The sequence below is a fragment of the Streptomyces sp. NPDC091209 genome (assembly GCF_044757755.1).
Classification (GTDB): domain Bacteria; phylum Actinomycetota; class Actinomycetes; order Streptomycetales; family Streptomycetaceae; genus Streptomyces.
On record NZ_JBIVVR010000016.1, the window covers coordinates 101,090 to 117,519 of the forward strand.

The window sequence follows — 16,430 nt, forward strand, 5'->3', positions numbered from 1 at the left end:
CCCGCGCCCGCGTTCCGCGCCCGCGTTCCGCGCCCGCGTTCCGCGCCCGCGTTCCGCGCCCGCGTTCCGCGCCCGCGTTCCGCGCCCGCGTTCCGCGCCCGCGTTCCGCGTCCGGCGTCCCGCGTCCGGCGTCCCGCGTCCCGCGTTCCGCGCCCGCGTCCGGCGTCCCCCGCCCGCGTCCGGCGTCCCCCGCCCGCGTCCGGCGTCCCGCGCCCGGCGTCCCACACCTCGCGCTCCGCACCCCGCCCAGGGTTCGCGTCCAGGTTCTCGGCAGCCCGGTGCCCCGTTCTCCGCCCCTGGTCCGCAAGCCGGACACAAGTGCGCCGCGGACAGACCCGGAGGTCTGCCCGCGGCGGTGGTGCGGGGTGGGGCGGGGACTAGCTCAGGCCGGAGTTGATGGCGCTGACGAGTTCACCGTTGCTGGTGTCGCCGCTGAACTCCCAGAAGAAGGCGCCGCCCAGGCCCTGGCTCTTGGCCCACGACATCTTCGTCCCGATGGTGGCCGGGGTGTCGTACGACCACCAGTTGTTGCCGCAGAAGGCGTACGCCGTGCCGGCGACCAGGCCGGTGGCGGGGCAGGACGTCTTGAGGACCTTGTAGTCCTCGATGCCCTGCTCGTACGTACCGGCCGCCGGGCCGGTCGCCGTGCCGCCGGGCGCGGACTGGGTGACACCGGTCCAGCCGCGGCCGTAGAAGCCGATGCCGATGAGCAGCTTGCTCGCGGGCACGCCCTTCGACTTGAACTTGGCGATCGCGTCGGCCGTGTCGAAGCCGGGCGTCGGGATGCCGCTGTACGAGGTGAGCGGGGAGTGCGGGGCCGTCGGGCCCTGCGCGGCGAACGCGCCGAAGAAGTCGTACGACATGACGTTGTACCAGTCGACGTACTGCGAGGCGCCCGCGTAGTCCGCGGCGTCGATCTTGCCGCCGGAGGTGCCGTCGGCCGTGGTGGCCGCGGTGACCAGGTTGCTCGTGCCGAACTTGGCCCGCAGGGCCTGCATCAGGTTCTTGTAGGCCGCGGCACCGCTGGTGTCACAGGACAGACCGCAGGCGTTCGGGTACTCCCAGTCGATGTCGATGCCGTCGAAGACATCGGCCCAGCGCGGGTCCTTGACGAGGTTGTAGCAGGAGTCCGCGAACGCGGTCGGGTTGGCCGCCGCCTGCGCGAAGCCACCGGACCAGGTCCAGCCGCCGAAGGACCAGAGGATCTTGAGCTTCGGGTACTTGGCCTTCAGCTCGCGCAACTGGTTGAAGTTGCCGCGCAGGGGCTGGTCCCAGGTGTCGGCGACGCCGCTGACCGACTGGTCGGCGGTGTAGGCCTTGTCGTAGTCGGCGTACGAGTCGCCGATCGCGCACTGGCCGTTGGTGACGTTGCCGAAGGCGTAGTTGATGTGGGTGATCTTGGCGGCCGAGCCCGACGTCACCAGGTTCTTGACCTGGTAGTTGCGGCCGTAGATGCCCCACTCGGTGAAGTAGCCGAGCCGGACGGCGTTGCCGGTGGGCGGCGGGGTGGTGGTGCCACCGGTGGTGTGGACCGCGACCGCGCCACTGACCGGACCGGTCTGGTCGGCGGTGTCACGGGCCTGGACGGTGTACGAGTAGTCGGTGCCGGCGGTCAGACCGGTGTCCGTGTACGAGGTCGTCGTCACGGTCGCGACCTTGGTGCCGCCGCGCAGGACGTCGTAGTTCTTGACGCCCTTGTCGTCGGTGGCCGCGCTCCAGGAGAGATTCACCGAGGTGTCGGCGACGGAGGAGGCGGTGGGGGTGCCCGGCGCGGAGGGCGCGCTGTCACCGGGGACGGTGGTGCCGCCGTCACAACTGCCGCCGTTCAGCTTGCAGTTGGACGGAGAACCGGCACCGGCGCCGTTGAAGCCGAAGGAGACGGAGGCACCCGCCGCGAGACTGCCGTTGTAGGACTTGTTCTTGGCGGTCCAGTGGTTGCCGGAGCTCGTGACGTCCGCGTCCCAGGCCGAGGTGACCGAGGTGCCGGAGGGGAAGTCCCACTCGATCGTCCACGAGCTGATCGCGGTGGTACCGGTGTTCTTGACGGTCCAGTGGCCCTCGAAGCCGGTGCCCCAGTCCTGGGTCTTGGCGTACGTGGCGGTGGCGGTGTCGGCCGCGTGGGCGGGACTCGCGAGACCGACCAGACCGGCCAGGGGGAGCAGCAGGGTGGCGAGCCCTGCCGTAGCTCGTTGTCTGAAGCGCATTCCGCTCCTCGGGGGAGTTGGGGGAGGGGAGGGGCGTAACTGAGCCTTCACGCCCACAGTGCCCGTGAGAATAGGAAGGTCTGGACCATAGGTCAATAGGTCTGGACCACTTGTTCATTCTTGCACTTGATCATCAACTCCCTTGCCGCCGAGGCGGGTTGGCGACCGGTTCGCCCGGTTCTGACGGTCCGGCAGGCGAATGACGTGGGGCTTCGCGTTCCCGCGTGCGGTCGGCCGGAGCCTTCGGCGGGAACGACGAAGGGCGCCTGCGGCAGCGGGCTCGAAGGTCGTTTCGAGCCCGGCGCGGACGCCCTGGTCTTGTTCGGCTTGTACGGCGTGTAGGGGGTGTGCGGGTGTACGGCGTGCGGGGCCGAGGAGTCGGGTCAGCGCTCCCCGCCCGGGACCCACAGCACGTCGCCCACGTCCTTGTTCGCCGTGCGGGCCAGGATGAACAGAAGGTCGGAGAGCCGGTTGAGGTAGGTAGCGGTGAGCGGGTTCATCGCCTCGCCGTGGACCTCCAGCGCCGCCCAGGTGGAGCGCTCGGCCCGGCGCACGACCGTGCACGCCTGGTGCAGGAGGGCCGCGCCGGCGGTGCCGCCGGGCAGGATGAAGGAGCGGAGCTTCTCCAGCCGCTCGTTGAAGAGGTCGCAGTCCGCCTCCAGCTTGTCGACGTAGAACTGCTCCACCCGCAGCGGCGGGAACTTCGGGTCCTCGACCACCGGCGTCGACAGGTCCGCGCCCACGTCGAACAGGTCGTTCTGGACGCGGGTGAGGACCTGGACGACCTCCGCCTCCAGGCCGCCCAGCGCGATCGCCGTACCGATCACCGCGTTGGCCTCGTTGGCGTCGGCGTACGCAGAGATCCGCAGATCGGTCTTGGCGACCCTGCTCATGTCCCCGAGGGCGGTGGTGCCCTGGTCGCCGGTCCTGGTGTAGATGCGCGTCAGATTGACCATGGGCCCAGCCTAGTTACGCCCCGGCCCTCCGGAAGGCCCGTGTGCCCACGGTCACGGCGGTCGCGGCGAAGGCGAGGGCCACCAGCACCCCGTACAGCATGTGCGCCGTGGCGTACGAGCCGACGTAGGCGTCCCGCACCGCGTCCACCAGGTAGCGCAACGGCATGAGACGCGAGAGGACGTCCAGCCAGCCGGGGGCCAGCGTCATCGGCAGCATCAAGCCGGACAGCAGCATGGACGGCATGGTCAGCGCGTTGACGGCGGGGCCGAACTCCTGGGGCGTACGGACCTTCATGGCGAGGGCGTAGGACAGGGAGGCGAGCGAGAGCGTCAGCAGGGCGACGAAGGCGAGGCCGATCAGGACGCCGGCGAGCGGCGCGCGCAGGCCCATCGCCAGCGCCGCCAGGACGAGCAGCACCGCCTGGAGGACGATGACGGCGGCGTCGCGCAGGATGCGGCCGAGCAACAGCGCGAGGCGGCTCACGGGAGTGGCCCGCATCCGCTCCACGATGCCCAGGTTCTTCTCGACGATCACGCCGAACCCGGCGAACGCGGCTCCGAACAGGCCGAGTTGGAGCAGCAGTCCGGGAACCAGGACTTGCCAGGAGGTGCCCCGGGTGCCGAGCGGCAGACCGGTCAGGAGCGGGCCGAAGAAGAACAGGTAGAGCAGCGGCATCAGGACGCCGAAGAGCATCGCGAAGCGGGAACGCAGGGTCTGACGGGCGTAGCGCCCGAAGATCAGCGCGGTGTCGTGGAGAAGCATCGGTCGATACGTCCTATACGGCTACGGGGGTGGTCCCGGCCGGCTCGGGGCCGCGGCCGGTGATGGCGAGGAACGTGTCCTGGAGGGTCGCGTCGAGGGAGCCGCCGTGGGCCAGCTTCAGCGCGCCGGGCGTGCCGTCGGCGACCACCACCCCCCGGTCGACGATCACGAGCCGGTCGGCGAGCGCGTCCGCCTCGTCGAGGTAGTGGGTGGTCAGGAAGACCGTGGTGCCGTGCGTGTCGCGCAGCCGGCGGACGAGGTCCCAGAGGTCGGCGCGGGCGGCGGGGTCGAGGCCCGTCGTCGGTTCGTCGAGGAAGAGCACCCGGGGGCGGCGGGTGAGGCCGAGCGCGATGTCCAGACGCCGTCGTTGGCCGCCGGACAGCGCTGCCGTCCTGCGGTCCATCAGGTCTCCGAGGCCGAGCTCGTGTGCCAGCTCCTCGGCCCGCTCCCTCGCTTGCGGCTTCGCCAGCCGGTACAGCCGTCCCTGGGTGACGAGCTCCTCCCGCACGGTCACCTGCGGGTCGACGCCGCCCGACTGGGCCACGTAACCGCAGGCGCGGCGCACACCGGCCGGATCGGAAACCAGATCACAGCCCGCGACGGTGGCCGCGCCACCGGTGGGCGCCAGCAGGGTGGTGAGCATCTTGAGGGTGGTGGTCTTGCCCGCGCCGTTCGGGCCGAGGAAGCCGAGGATCTCGCCGGGACGCACCGTGAGGTCGATGCCGCGCACCGCCTCCACGGGGCCGTGCCTGGTCCGGAAGGTGCGGGCAAGACCGGCCGTGCTGATGATGGGCATGCCGTCAAGAAAAACAGAGTCCCTGCAATTTTGCAATGACCCCAAAATTTCAGGATGTCCAGCGAAAGCTACGATGCGGACATGGCCGAGGGACTCAGAGAGCGGAAGAAGCGGCAGACCAGGCAGTACATCTCCGATGTCGCCACGGGACTGTTCCTGGAGCGGGGCTTCGACGGGGTGACGGTCGCGGAGGTCGCCGACGCCGCGAACGTCTCCGTGAACACCGTCTACAACTACTTCCCGGCCAAGGAGGACCTCTTCCTCGACCGGTCCGCGGGCGCGGTCGACCGGCTCGCCCGCTGGGTGCGCGGCCGTGCGAAGGGCGAGTCCGCCGCCGTCGCCGTCCTGCGCGAACTGCGCGAGGAGGTGGAGGCGGTCTCGCCCCGGCTCGGCCTGGCGGCGGGTGTCGCCCGCTTCATGCAGGTCGTCGACGAGGCCCCCGCGCTCCGCTCGCGGCTCTGGGCGATCGGCCAGGAGGCCTTGGGGAACCTGGCGGAAGCCCTGCGCGAGGAGACCGGCGCACCGCCCGAGGATCCGCTGCCGGGCCTCGTCGCCGGTCAGATCAACTGGGTGCACCAGACCGTCGTGTCGGCCATCGCCCGCGAGATGATGGCGGGACGCAATCCGGACGAAGTGTCCCGCGAGATCCTCGTGCTCCTCGACGACATCGAGGACCTGTTGAGCCGGAAGGTCCTCAACTACGCCGTACGGGCGGTCGGGTGACCCGCCCACGGGTGAGGGCCGTCGGACGCGACGTGACCGGCGTCTCACGCCCTGAGACCGTGACACGCGTTACTTACGGGTTTCCCGGCCCCTCCCGAACGCTACTCTCCGCCGAAGAGGCATACACAAGCAGCGTGTTAAGCGTGTTGAGGGAGTCGGAGTGGCAGGGAAGCTCGCCGTCATCGGAGCCGGACTCATGGGGTCCGGTATTGCCCAGGTCTCCGCACAGGCGGGCTGGGACGTCGTCCTGCGCGATGTCACCGACGAGGCGTTGAACCGCGGCCTCGACGGCATCAGGGCCTCGTACGACAGGTTCGTGAGCAAGGGCAAGCTGGAGGCCGCGGACGCGGACGCGGCGCTCGCGCGCATCACGGCGACCACCGAACTGGACGCGGCCGCCGACGCGGACATCGTCGTCGAGGCGGTCTTCGAGAAGCTCGAGGTCAAGCACGAGATCTTCCAGGCGCTCGACAAGATCGTCCGCCCCGACACCGTGCTCGCCTCCAACACCTCCGCGATCCCGATCACCAAGATCGCGGCGGCCACGGAGCGCCCGGAGCGGGTCGTCGGCGTGCACTTCTTCTCGCCGGTGCCGATGATGCAGCTCGTCGAGCTGGTCCGCGGCTACAAGACCAGCGACGAAACGCTCGCCACCGCGCGGGAGTTCAGCGAGTCCGTCGGCAAGACCTGCATCGTCGTCAACCGCGACGTCGCCGGGTTCGTGACCACCCGCCTCATCTCGGCCCTCGTCGTCGAGGCGACGAAGCTGTACGAGTCGGGCGTCGCCACCGCCGAGGACATCGACCTCGCCTGTCGGCTGGGCTTCGGCCACGCCATGGGGCCGCTGGCCACCGCCGACCTCACGGGCGTCGACATCCTGCTGCACGCCACCGGCAACATCTACACCGAGACCCAGGACGAGAAGTTCGCACCGCCCGAGCTGATGCGCCGGATGGTTGACGCCGGTGACATCGGGCGCAAGAGCGGGCAGGGCTTCTACAAGCACTGAATGATCACGCGGCGACCGGAGAACCGGTCGCCGCATGTGCCGCGGAAGCCGTACGCGCCTCTCGGGTGTCACCCCATGAGGTGAATTCGGTATCGGTTCGCTTACAGACGGCAACCTCCGCGGCCCTCAGACAGTCAGACCATGCACAACATGCAGACGCGAAGACGCGGAAACAGACACACGCGGAGTTACGAGACGCATTCTCGGGGAGCGCATATGTACATCAGGGGCGACCACGCCGAGTTGGTCGTCGGGGGCCGCCTCGACGTACGCAGCGCGGCGGACGCCCGTACGGTCCTGCACTCGGCCGTCGACGACGGAGCCGGCGATCTGCTGCTGGACCTGTCCGAGCTGGACTCCTGGGACGCCACCGGGCTCGGTGTCATCATGGGGGCCCACCGACGCGCCGGCCGGTGCGGCCGACGGCTCGTACTGCGCGGCGTACCACCACAGATGCAGCGCCTCCTGGTCGCCACCCGGCTGCACCGGATCCTGGCGATCGAGGGCGGTATCGGGGTCGACTCGCTGCCCCGGGTGTGACCTGAGCGCGCGCCCCGATCGCTCCGCGCGCGCGACCGCGTACGCGCCCTGACCGGCGTACGAGGCGCACCACGTGCACAATCCTCACGAAGCTGTGACGGTTCGGACGGCGCGGTACCCCGCCTGTTCGTAGATACTGTGCGAAGGTTTAGGGTTCGGCTGCCCGCCGACCGAAACCCTACGAGCGGGCACCGGACCAGAAGCGACAGAGCGGTGTGCAGCCAGGCCGGGAGGGCATCGGCACACGACGCTTTTGGGGGGCTGGGAACATGGACCCGAACAACCGGGGATCCGAAGAGTACGGCCATGACGACGACGGCCAGGCGCCTCGCCCGCGCCCGCCGCGCGACCCGCTCGCAACCGACCTGGGCCAGCACAAGCCCGTGGTCGTCCGCACGGTCCGGCTCGTCGCGGGCGAATTCCTGCTGACGGTCAACCCCGTCGACGGCAGCGAGATAGAGAACTGCCCGCCGCACGAGCGCCCGCAGCCGCCGGTCAAGCGCGGAGCCGCCGAACGTGCCGAGCGCGCCCGCGCGGCGCAGCCGCCCGTTCCGCCCGGCCCGGCGCAGCCGCGGCTGCCGCTCCTCGAGCGTCAGGAGGAGCGCGAGCAGCTCGTACGCCTCCTCGCGCGCGGGCGCTCGGTGCGCCTCACCGGCCCCTCGGGATCGGGCCGTACCGTCCTGCTGGACGCCGTGGCCGACGACTGCGCGGACCTCGCCCCCGACGGCGTCATCCGCCTTTCCGGCTACCGGCGCACGGCGAGCGACCTGGTGTACGACCTCTTCGCCGTCGTCTACGAAGCCCCCCTGCACCGCCCGGACCGCGAGGAACTGCTCCGGCTCGTCCACGAGATCGGCGCGGTCGTCGTCCTCGACGACGCGGAGATCGGCGGCAGCGCTCTCGACGAGCTGCTGGACGCCACTCCCGAGTGCGCCTTCGTGATCGCCGCCACCCCCGACATACCCGCCCCGTCCGCGCACGCGCTCGTCGAGGAGGTCGTCCTCGGCGGCCTCGACCGCAGCGGTGGTCTCGAACTGCTGGAGCGTGCCGTCGGACGGGTCCTGACGGAGGACGAGTCCAACTGGGCGGGCGACCTCTGGTTCGAGTCCGAGGGACTGCCCCTGCGCTTCATGCAGGCCGGCGCCCTGCTGCGGCAACGCGACCGGCTGCAGGCCGGCGAGGACGCCTTCGACGACTACGGCGTCTTCCAGGAGACCCCGGCCGACGCGCCCTTCGAGGTCGGCGACGGCCACGACACACCGCTGCCCTCCCTCGCGGAAGGCGCCGCGCCCGCCGCGCTGCTCGCCTCCCGGCTGAGCGACTCGGCGCGCGCCACCCTGCGCTTCGCCGTCGCGCTCGGCGGCGAGGTGCCCCACCAGGCCCATCTGCCCGCGCTCGTGGGCGACACCCACGCCGACGCGGCGCTCGCCGAACTCGCGAACAGCGCGCTGGTCTCCCCGGTCGGCTCCCGCTACCGGCTCGCCGCCGGGGTGCAGGCCCAGCTGGAGGCCTCCGGATACGCGGAAACCCTCCAGGAGAGCGCGCTCGCCGCCGCCCAGCACTACACCTGGTGGGCCGGGCATCCCTCGGTCACCCCGGAGCGGGTCTGCGCCGAGGCCGACGCGCTGCTCGCCGCGCTCGACGTGCTCGTCCCGGTCACCACCGCCCCCGCGGACGAGGAGGATGAGAGCGCCTCCGTCCAGCTCGCCCGCACGGCCGCGCCCGCCTTCGCGGCGGGGCTGCACTGGAGCGCCTGGGAACGCGGCCTGCGCCTCGGCGTCGAGGCCTCCGAACTGGCCGAGGACGTCGGCGAACAGGCCTACTTCCACCACGAGTTGGGCGTCCTCGCGCTCTGCGGCCATCAGCTCGACCGGGCCCGCGCCGAGCTGGAGGCCTCGGTCGCCATGCGGGGCGCGCTCGCCGACAAGCGCGGCACCACCGCCGGCCGCCGGGCCCTCGCGCTGGTCGCCGACCGCTCCGGGACCCTGCAGCTCACCGCCGGGCGCACCCCGGCGGGCGAAGAGGTGCCCGACGCGCGGCACGACGAGTCGATGTCGCCGCCCGGTGGTGTGGTGGCTGCCTACTCCCGGACCGACCCGTCCGGCGACACCGTCACGGTGCTCGCCCACCCGGCCGGCCCCGGTACCTCCGCGGCCAAGCGGCAGGGCGTCGCGGGGCGGCTGGTCACCGGCACCAGGCGCAACCTGGTGGCGGCGGGAGCGGGCGCGCTCCTCGTCGCCGTCCTCGGCACCGTGGTGACCCTCGGCGCGACCTCGGAACACAAGAACGAACTCCCGTCCGAGAAGGTCGGCGTCAACCCCTCGGCCACGCAGGACAGCCAGGACGACAGCCTGGGCGCGGACAAGGCGAAGAAGGGCGACGACTCCACTCCCTCCGTCGTGCCCTCGCCCACCGACCCGGGTCCCGACGGCACGTACGGCACCTCGGACGACCCGACGCCCCCGGCCACGGCCACGACGGGCCATCAGCCGTCCGGCGAACCCAGCGGGACGCACACGGCCTCGGGCAAGCCCTCGAAGTCGGCGACCGCGTCGCCCTCGAAGTCGTCCACGGGCAGGCCGTCGTCGTCCCCCTCGAAGTCGTCGAGCGGTTCGCCGTCGGCGTCCGGTTCGCCGAGCGGTTCGGCGTCCGCGTCCCCCTCGGCCGGCACGCCGACCCCTCCGGCCACCTCGAACTCCGCCAGTGGCCCGGTGAGCAGCGCGCCGGCGAGCACGTCGGCCGGCGTCCCGGCGAGCAGCGTTCCGGCGAGCACCGGCGTCGCCGCGTCGCCGAGCGGCACGGTGATCTGACCGTACGGGCAAAGGAGAGGGCCGGGTCCGCCATCGGACCCGGCCCTCTTTCGTATACGAACCCGAGGGATCAGAACAACCGCAGCTTGTCGTCCTCGATGCCGCGCAGGGCGTCGTAGTCGAGGACCGCGCAGCCGATGCCGCGGTCGGTGGCCAGGACGCGGGCCTGCGGCTTGATCTCCTGGGCGGCGAAGATGCCGCGGACCGGCGCGAGGTGCGGGTCGCGGTTCAACAGCTCCAGGTAGCGCGTGAGTTGCTCCACGCCGTCGATCTCGCCGCGGCGCTTGATCTCCACGGCGACGGTCTTCCCCTCGGCGTCCCGGCACAGGATGTCGACCGGGCCGATGGCCGTCATGTACTCACGGCGGATGAGCGAGTAGCCCTCGCCGAGGGTCTCGATGCGGTCGGCCAGCAGCTCCTGAAGGTGCGCTTCCACGCCGTCCTTGATCAGGCCGGGGTCCACGCCGAGTTCGTGCGACGAGTCGTGGAGGATCTCCTCCATCGTGATGATGAGCTTCTCGCCCGCCTTGTTGATGACGGTCCAGGTGCCTTCGTCGTCGCCTGACCCCTCCTTCAGTGTGCAGGGCGGCGACATCCAGTTGAGGGGCTTGTAGGCCCGGTCGTCCGCGTGGATCGAGACGCTGCCGTCCGCCTTCACGAGGATCAGGCGGGGAGCCGACGGGAGATGGGCGGTGAGCCGGCCCGCGTAGTCCACGGAACAGCGGGCAATGACGAGACGCATGGTCGGCAACGCTACTCGACCGGCGGTGGTGCACGCGATTCTCCGGCCAGGATCCCACCCGTCCCCGGCCGTCGGCCCCGACGGAGAACCCGCGGTTCACCCCTTTTGTTCTCCTGGCTTCCGTCGCCCGGCCCGGCCGGCGTTTTCGCGGGTCACCCCATTGATCCTGAAGGTTCCCTGTTCGGTCGTGGCTGATAGTCGGCCTACTGGGCGTTCGCTATGTGCGCATTCTCCTGGTGCCGTTACCTGGCGATGCTTACCGTATGAACGGGAGGTCGCGATGCATGTACTCAGCGTGTTCGATATTGCGATCCCCGTCCCTGTCCGGCAACCCCCGAGGTATGGGGGTGCGAGAGGAGAACCCATGTCGCTCGACGTCTCACCGGCCCTACTCCAACAGGCCGAGCGAGGCGAGGTCGACGAAGCTGACTTCGTCGACTGCGTCCGGACCTCCCTGCCCTACGCGTGGGAGATGGTCAGCTCCCTGGTGGCCCAGCTGAAGGTGGACGGTGGCAAGTTCGCCGACAACCAGACGCCCCCGCCGGACGAGCAGGCACGTGGCCAGCTGCTGCGTGCGCTCGCGAGTGACGCGATACGCGGCGCGCTGCAGCGGCACTTCGGAGTGCGGCTGGCCTTCCAGAACTGCCACCGGGTGGCGGTGTTCCCACTGGACGACTCGGTGGACGACACACTGGCACGCTTCACCTCGGTCCGCAGTCAGCTGCTCAACCAGTCCCCGGAGTTCAGGGACTGCTGACGCACTGAGCCGCATTGCTTGCCGCTCCGTACGCGGGAGGTGCATTGGTACCGGGGCGGCAAGCTCCCCGCGGTCCCGGCCCCTGGGGCCGGACCGTGCGGTCACCTGAGATGAGGCAGCACCTCGGCCCCGAGCCGTCGTACGTTCTCCTCGGTCGCCGCCAGATCGCCCGAGCCCTCGACGAGCAGGGCGAAACGTGCGATGCCGGTCCGCTCCGAGGTCGCCGCGAGCCGGTCGGCGCACAGCCGCGGTGTGCCCACCGGGTGCAGCCCGCAGAGCAGTTCGGTGTACGCCACCGGGTCCCGCATCGAGCGGGGCCGGCCGTCGACCGTCACATGGGCGTCCAGCCCCTGCTTCAGCCAGCCCGGCATGGCCTTGACGAGCGTCTCGACGGCGTCCGTACGGCGGTCCGCGATCTGGCAGACGCCGGCGGAGACATGGGCGGCCGTGAGGATCTCGTCCGGCGAGCGGCCCGCCGTGCGCGCGTGCTGCCGCCACAGCGCGACCATTTCGGCCTTCTCCTCGTCCCCGACGTGCATGCCGAGAAGCATCGGCAGACCGCGCTCGGCGGCGAGCCGGACGCTCGCCGGCGAGGTGCACGCGACGACGACCTCGGGACCCGGGACCCCGCTCAATGCCTCCGACGGGCGTGGCACGACGGGGACTTCACGGAACGAGAACCGTTCGGAGGCGCCGGCGACCGACGGCTCACGCAGCCAGCGGACCAGCAGATCGAGTGATTCCGGGAACCCGTGCTCGTACGCCGCGAGGCCCGCGCCGAAGACCTCCAGGTCGACCCAGGGGCCGCCGCGGCCGACGCCCAGCGAGAACCGCCCGCCGGACGTCAGGTGCAGCAGCGCGGCCTGCTCGCCGAGGGCCACGGGGTGGACGGTGGGCAGCACGCTGACCGCCGTACCGATCCGGATACGGTGGGTGCGGCCGAGCAGATAGGCGGCGAGTGTGATGGCCGACGGGCATGTGCCGTACGGCACGAAGTGGTGCTCGGCCAGCCAGACCGCGTCGAGACCGGCCTCCTCGGCGACCTCGGCCGACCGCACCGCGCGGTGCAGGGCCTCCCCCTGGCCCTGCCCAGGGAACTGGGCGGCCAGTACAAAGCTTCCAACGTGCATCGAACTTCCTGCTTCCTCGGCTCCGACACGGAGCTCCCCCACCCGGCATAACCGCCTGACACGTGCCGAAGACACGGCCTTGCGGAGAGATTTGCGGATTGTCTGGGAATTGGGCTGTCCGATGGGGGATCTGTGCGGGTCGGCGGAGTACGCGTACCCGTGTGCGTGCCGCGTAGGCTGGACTTGGCCCCTGCTCCCTGTATAGCTCCGTGAGGTGTCCCTTGTCCCCGCGTCGCAACCGTCCGAAGGACGCCGGATCGTCCGGCAGGAGCCCCGAGGAGGACGCGTCGGACCGCTACGGCGGCTGGCAGTCCACGGAGAGCTGGCGGGGCGAGGGGTGGAGCGTGCGCCATGTGGCGGGCGCGAGCGCGCAGGGCAAGACCTACCGCTGCCCCGGCTGCGACCAGTTGATCCCGTCCGGGGTCCCGCATGTGGTGGCCTGGCCGGAGCACTCGGGCGTCGACGAGCGGCGGCACTGGCACAAGGCCTGCTGGAACGCGAAGGACCGCCGCACCTCGCGGGTGCAGCGGTCCCGTAACGCGCCCAGGTTCTAGGCGACTTCGGACGGTCCGGACTGTCGGACGGGTGCCCCCGTCACACGTCCCGGCGGTCCAGGAGCACGAAGGCGCCGACGACCGCCGCCGCCGTCACCGCGGCGAGCAGGCCGAGCTGCGCGCCGCCGTGACTGTCCTCGCTGCCCAGCCGGAAGATCTTGGCGAGGGCGTTGGGGGCGGCGTACTCCTGCATCTTCTCGCCGAACGACCGCAGGCTGTCGGACATCATCAGGAACGCGGGCATGATCGAGGGCAGCAGCACGACACCGAGCATCGTGGTGATCGCGCCCGCCGAGTGACGCAGCATCGAGCCCACCGCGAGCGCGAGCACGCCGAGCAGCGAGACGTACAGCGCGGCCATCACGACGGTGCCGCCCCACGGGACGCCGGCCTCACCGCTGTGCAATCCCGCGGTGAGCAGGCCGACCAGCGCGATCGCGAAGGCCGAGACGGCGAACGCGACCGCGAAGAAGATGATCAGCTTCGCGGCGAGCACCCGGTGCCGCTGCGGCGAGGCCGTGAACGTCGTACGGATCATGCCCGTGCCGTACTCGGAGGAGACCACCAGCACACCCAGCGTGAGCAGGCAGATCTGTCCGAGCATCAGCCCGAAGAACGCGGGGATCGTGTACGGCGTGTCGTGGAAGTCCTCGTTCGTGGTCTGCGTGGCGACCAGGAAGCCGATGCCGATCACCAGGAGCAGGAAGATGCCGAGCGTCCACATCGTGGAGCGCACCGACTTGATCTTCGTCCACTCGGAGTTGAGCGCGTGCCCCAGGTGGGTGGGGGTGACGGGGATCGGCGAGGTGTACGAAGTGCCGGGCGCCGCCTGCCAGTCGGGGGCAGCGGCGGCCTGCTGCGGCATCGGGGGCTGGGGCGTGCTCATCGGGCGTCCTCGGGCTTGGTCAGGTCGGCGGCGGCCGCGGGCGCGGGTTCAGGCGTGGGCGCCGGCACGGGGGCGGGGGCGGGGGTGGCGGCGGGGGCCGGGGAGCCCGCCGGGGCCTGGGGGGCCGTCTGGGCGTACGGGTTGACGTCCGTGCCGCCGGGGGCGACGGGAGCGCCGTACGGCCCGGTCTGCGGCATCGCGAAGGGCTGCCCGCCCTGCTGGGGCGGCGGCGGCGCGTACCAGCCGGGCTGGCCCTGGCCCGCGACCGGAAGCTGCGGCGGGGGCATGGCGCCCGGCGGAAGCTGCTGCTGGAGCCCGGCCTTCTGGTCGATGGTCGAGCGGTAGTCGACGGCGCCCTGCGTCATCCGCATGTACGCCTCCTCCAGCGAGGCCTGGTGCGGCGACAGCTCCCACAGGCGGACGTCGGAGGAGTGCGCGAGGTCGCTGATGCGGGGGAGCGGCAGCCCGGTGACGCGCAGCGCGCCGTCCTGCTCGGGCAGCACCTGGCCGCCCGCCTCGGTCAGCGCGGCGGTCAGCTTCTCGCGCTGCTGCGGCTCGGTGTCGGGGGTGCGTACCCGGGCGAAGTCGGCCGAGTTGTGCGAGATGAAGTCCTTGATGCTCTGGTCGGCGAGGAGCTGGCCGCGGCCGATCACGATGAGGTGATCGGCGGTCAGCGCCATCTCGCTCATCAGGTGCGAGGAGACGAAGACCGTACGGCCCTCCGCCGCCAGGGACTTCATCAGGTTGCGCACCCAGAGGATGCCCTCGGGGTCGAGACCGTTGACCGGCTCGTCGAAGAGCAGCACCTGGGGGTCGCCGAGCAGCGCGGCGGCGATGCCGAGCCGCTGGCCCATGCCGAGCGAGAAGCCCTTGGAGCGCTTTCGGGCCACGTCCTGGAGACCGACGACGCCGAGCACCTCGTCCACGCGGCGGCCCGGGATGCCCGAAAGCTGGGCCAGGCTCAGCAGGTGGCTGCGGGCGCTCCGGCCGCCGTGCACGGCCTTGGCGTCGAGCAGCGCGCCGACCTGGCGGGGGGCGTTCGGCAGCTTGCGATAAGGGAAGCCGCCGATCGTCACCTGCCCTGAGGAAGGGTTGTCGAGTCCGAGGATCATGCGCATGGTCGTCGACTTGCCCGAGCCGTTGGGCCCGAGGAAACCGGTGACGGCACCCGGCCGGACCTGGAAGGAAAGGTTGTACACGGCTGTCTTGGCGCCATAGCGCTTCGTCAGGCCGACTGCCTCGATCATTCTCCGCACCCATCGAAAGGTTCAGGACGTCGGGGCGCGCGCCCCCGTAAGGCTTAGGAGGATATCCGGGCGCGGGTGGTTCCACTCAAGAGAAAGTAAAGTCGTGCCCATGACCCGGTGAAAGATCCAGTAGAGGGCGACGTTTCGTACGGGTGTCCTGTCAGGTACTCGTCTTTCCTGGTCAGACGGGAAAAGGGAATCCGCGTCCGTCCGGTCGACGGGGAATTCTCAGAGCCCCTCGGGCAGCGAATCGTCCAGCGGCGGCAGGTCGTCGTACAGCCGCAGCTCGGCCGATTCGTCCAGGTACGGCAGGAAGTCGGTCTGCGGCAGAACCCAGCCCTCCTCGCCGAAGATGAGCGTGCCCGCCTCGCGCAGCGACCGGTCGGCCCCCGCACGGCGCACCCAGGCCGCGGGGTCGGGCCCGAGCAGGTCCCGCAGGCGCGCGGAGTCGGCGAGCAGGGCGGAGAGCAGGTCGGACTGGTCGCCGCCGCCCCGGCGGGGCCGCCCGGTCTCCGGCTCGGCGAGCACACCGTGCGCGCTGAAGTAGATGTACGCGCCGCCGAGCCGTTCCCCCGAGGGCATCGTCATCGTGAACGCGTCACCGGGGAGTATGGCCCGCCGGTAGTCCGGGAACTCGGTGTCGTCGACGGCCTTGAGCTGCGCCGAGTCCAGCCAGGTCACCACCAGCGTCGACTCGGCGGTCCGGTCCACGTACGGCGTCCCGGCCACGTAACCCGCCGGGCTGATGTGCCCGGAGCAGCCCACCGCGACTCCGCGCACCCGCACCGGAACCATCGGCACCGTCGCCGGGATGCCCAGCCGGGTCAGCTTGTGGGCGACCTGGCCGGGGGAGGCGTTCGAGCCGACGGCGATGACCGGGTGGCGCAGCCCGGTGCCCACCTGGCCGAGGTCGGCGAGGGCCTCGTCCAGCCGCTGCTGCTCCCGGCGTTCCTCGACGAACCACTCGCCGAGCCGCAGGGGCCGGACGTCGAGCTGGAGCAGCTCACCGCCGGTCAGCAGGGACGGCTCGGTGGTGGGCCGGCCCGGATAGGTGAGCGGCTTCTTCGCGGGCACGTCGTCCAGGCCCAGCGCCGCGAGGCTTCGGTCCTTCGTCGTCACGGTGACGCCCTTCGGGGGTGGTGTCGCGCGCATGCGGGCACAGCCTTTCACGCGGGATGTACCCGGGCCTTCACATGAGATGTACCCGGCGCGGGTCCCGGACTCCCCGGCTGAGCGGGGTTGGCCTGAACCGGCGCCGGGAATCATGCCGTCCCCATTGTACGAGTGGGGTCGAAATGGGTTACGGGGGAGGC

Annotated in this window: 15 protein-coding genes; 6 read left to right on the top strand and 9 right to left on the bottom strand. The window is 71.1% G+C overall.

Features of this window, described 5'->3' with window-relative positions; translation table 11 throughout:
* Nucleotides 1–377: 377 nt before the first annotated feature.
* The 4 genes from ACIQRL_RS35070 to ACIQRL_RS35085 all read right to left on the bottom strand — a co-directional run bounded on the left by ACIQRL_RS35070 (nucleotide 378) and on the right by ACIQRL_RS35085 (nucleotide 4,719).
* Nucleotides 378–2,204, bottom strand: coding sequence for a glycosyl hydrolase family 18 protein (locus ACIQRL_RS35070; protein WP_401339212.1), 1,827 nt, complete (start codon nucleotides 2,202–2,204; stop codon nucleotides 378–380).
* Between the two features lie 383 nt (nucleotides 2,205–2,587).
* The gene (locus ACIQRL_RS35075) at nucleotides 2,588–3,160 is read right to left on the bottom strand and encodes a cob(I)yrinic acid a,c-diamide adenosyltransferase (protein WP_401339213.1); all 573 of its coding nucleotides are present in this window, start codon (nucleotides 3,158–3,160) and stop codon (nucleotides 2,588–2,590) included.
* A gap of 13 nt (nucleotides 3,161–3,173) precedes the next feature.
* Complete coding sequence (locus ACIQRL_RS35080) at nucleotides 3,174–3,923, bottom strand: ABC transporter permease (protein WP_401339214.1); 750 nt, start codon at nucleotides 3,921–3,923, stop codon at nucleotides 3,174–3,176.
* A gap of 13 nt (nucleotides 3,924–3,936) precedes the next feature.
* Entirely contained in the window at nucleotides 3,937–4,719 is a 783-nt protein-coding gene (locus ACIQRL_RS35085; RefSeq protein WP_401339216.1) for an ABC transporter ATP-binding protein, read from the bottom strand.
* Nucleotides 4,720–4,800: 81 nt separating this feature from the next.
* Between ACIQRL_RS35085 and ACIQRL_RS35090 the strand changes: the two genes are divergently transcribed.
* The 4 genes from ACIQRL_RS35090 (at nucleotide 4,801) to ACIQRL_RS35105 (ending at nucleotide 9,801) form a co-directional block, all read left to right on the top strand.
* A complete protein-coding gene (locus ACIQRL_RS35090) occupies nucleotides 4,801–5,442 on the top strand; it encodes a TetR/AcrR family transcriptional regulator (protein ID WP_401339219.1) in 642 nt (213 codons plus the stop codon).
* Between the two features lie 160 nt (nucleotides 5,443–5,602).
* Nucleotides 5,603–6,451, top strand: a complete 849-nt coding sequence (locus tag ACIQRL_RS35095) for a 3-hydroxyacyl-CoA dehydrogenase family protein (protein ID WP_401339222.1) — start codon at nucleotides 5,603–5,605, stop codon at nucleotides 6,449–6,451.
* Between the two features lie 216 nt (nucleotides 6,452–6,667).
* Nucleotides 6,668–6,991 carry an STAS domain-containing protein gene (locus tag ACIQRL_RS35100; protein WP_401339225.1) on the top strand — a complete coding sequence of 108 codons (324 nt, stop codon included), beginning with the start codon at nucleotides 6,668–6,670 and terminating at the stop codon, nucleotides 6,989–6,991.
* Between the two features lie 269 nt (nucleotides 6,992–7,260).
* Nucleotides 7,261–9,801: an ATP-binding protein gene (locus ACIQRL_RS35105; RefSeq protein ID WP_401339226.1), complete on the top strand. Its 2,541-nt coding sequence runs from the start codon at nucleotides 7,261–7,263 to the stop codon at nucleotides 9,799–9,801.
* 70 nt (nucleotides 9,802–9,871) lie between these two features.
* Here the strand turns inward: ACIQRL_RS35105 and nucS are convergent, their stop codons facing one another.
* Nucleotides 9,872–10,543 (bottom strand): endonuclease NucS, encoded by a 672-nt coding sequence (gene nucS / locus ACIQRL_RS35110; RefSeq protein ID WP_401339228.1) that lies wholly within the window; start codon nucleotides 10,541–10,543, stop codon nucleotides 9,872–9,874.
* 364 nt (nucleotides 10,544–10,907) lie between these two features.
* On the opposite strand from nucS, the gene ACIQRL_RS35115 reads away from it, so the two are divergent.
* Nucleotides 10,908–11,300 carry an SCO5389 family protein gene (locus tag ACIQRL_RS35115; protein ID WP_328553369.1) on the top strand — a complete coding sequence of 131 codons (393 nt, stop codon included), beginning with the start codon at nucleotides 10,908–10,910 and terminating at the stop codon, nucleotides 11,298–11,300.
* Between the two features lie 101 nt (nucleotides 11,301–11,401).
* On the opposite strand, the gene ACIQRL_RS35120 is transcribed toward ACIQRL_RS35115, so the two are convergent.
* The gene (locus tag ACIQRL_RS35120) at nucleotides 11,402–12,430 is read right to left on the bottom strand and encodes an LLM class flavin-dependent oxidoreductase (protein ID WP_401339231.1); all 1,029 of its coding nucleotides are present in this window, start codon (nucleotides 12,428–12,430) and stop codon (nucleotides 11,402–11,404) included.
* 221 nt (nucleotides 12,431–12,651) lie between these two features.
* Between ACIQRL_RS35120 and ACIQRL_RS35125 the strand changes: the two genes are divergently transcribed.
* Nucleotides 12,652–12,984: an ATP/GTP-binding protein gene (locus ACIQRL_RS35125; protein ID WP_401339233.1), complete on the top strand. Its 333-nt coding sequence runs from the start codon at nucleotides 12,652–12,654 to the stop codon at nucleotides 12,982–12,984.
* 40 nt (nucleotides 12,985–13,024) lie between these two features.
* Here the strand turns inward: ACIQRL_RS35125 and ACIQRL_RS35130 are convergent, their stop codons facing one another.
* The 3 genes from ACIQRL_RS35130 to ACIQRL_RS35140 all read right to left on the bottom strand — a co-directional run bounded on the left by ACIQRL_RS35130 (nucleotide 13,025) and on the right by ACIQRL_RS35140 (nucleotide 16,269).
* Nucleotides 13,025–13,870, bottom strand: a complete 846-nt coding sequence (locus tag ACIQRL_RS35130; protein ID WP_401339236.1) for an ABC transporter permease — start codon at nucleotides 13,868–13,870, stop codon at nucleotides 13,025–13,027.
* Nucleotides 13,867–15,117, bottom strand: coding sequence for an ABC transporter ATP-binding protein (locus tag ACIQRL_RS35135; protein WP_401339238.1), 1,251 nt, complete (start codon nucleotides 15,115–15,117; stop codon nucleotides 13,867–13,869). The genes ACIQRL_RS35130 and ACIQRL_RS35135 overlap by 4 nt, the downstream gene beginning before the upstream one ends.
* A 228-nt stretch (nucleotides 15,118–15,345) precedes the next feature.
* Nucleotides 15,346–16,269 (bottom strand): hypothetical protein, encoded by a 924-nt coding sequence (locus ACIQRL_RS35140; protein WP_401339239.1) that lies wholly within the window; start codon nucleotides 16,267–16,269, stop codon nucleotides 15,346–15,348.
* Nucleotides 16,270–16,430: the final 161 nt, after the last annotated feature.

Bases quoted from the DNA above. Each gene is read 5' to 3' on its own strand.
- ACIQRL_RS35120 (WP_401339231.1), bottom strand. From the start codon at position 12,430: ATGCACGTTGGAAGCTTTGTACTGGCCGCCCAGTTCCCTGGGCAGGGC.
- ACIQRL_RS35075 (WP_401339213.1), bottom strand. From the start codon at position 3,160: ATGGTCAATCTGACGCGCATCTACACCAGGACCGGCGACCAGGGCACC.
- ACIQRL_RS35130 (WP_401339236.1), bottom strand. From the start codon at position 13,870: ATGAGCACGCCCCAGCCCCCGATGCCGCAGCAGGCCGCCGCTGCCCCC.
- ACIQRL_RS35140 (WP_401339239.1), bottom strand. From the start codon at position 16,269: ATGCGCGCGACACCACCCCCGAAGGGCGTCACCGTGACGACGAAGGAC.
- ACIQRL_RS35085 (WP_401339216.1), bottom strand. From the start codon at position 4,719: ATGCCCATCATCAGCACGGCCGGTCTTGCCCGCACCTTCCGGACCAGG.
- ACIQRL_RS35135 (WP_401339238.1), bottom strand. From the start codon at position 15,117: ATGATCGAGGCAGTCGGCCTGACGAAGCGCTATGGCGCCAAGACAGCC.
- ACIQRL_RS35115 (WP_328553369.1), top strand. From the start codon at position 10,908: ATGTCGCTCGACGTCTCACCGGCCCTACTCCAACAGGCCGAGCGAGGC.
- ACIQRL_RS35080 (WP_401339214.1), bottom strand. From the start codon at position 3,923: ATGCTTCTCCACGACACCGCGCTGATCTTCGGGCGCTACGCCCGTCAG.
- nucS (WP_401339228.1), bottom strand. From the start codon at position 10,543: ATGCGTCTCGTCATTGCCCGCTGTTCCGTGGACTACGCGGGCCGGCTC.
- ACIQRL_RS35105 (WP_401339226.1), top strand. From the start codon at position 7,261: ATGGACCCGAACAACCGGGGATCCGAAGAGTACGGCCATGACGACGAC.
- ACIQRL_RS35070 (WP_401339212.1), bottom strand. From the start codon at position 2,204: ATGCGCTTCAGACAACGAGCTACGGCAGGGCTCGCCACCCTGCTGCTC.
- ACIQRL_RS35090 (WP_401339219.1), top strand. From the start codon at position 4,801: ATGGCCGAGGGACTCAGAGAGCGGAAGAAGCGGCAGACCAGGCAGTAC.
- ACIQRL_RS35100 (WP_401339225.1), top strand. From the start codon at position 6,668: ATGTACATCAGGGGCGACCACGCCGAGTTGGTCGTCGGGGGCCGCCTC.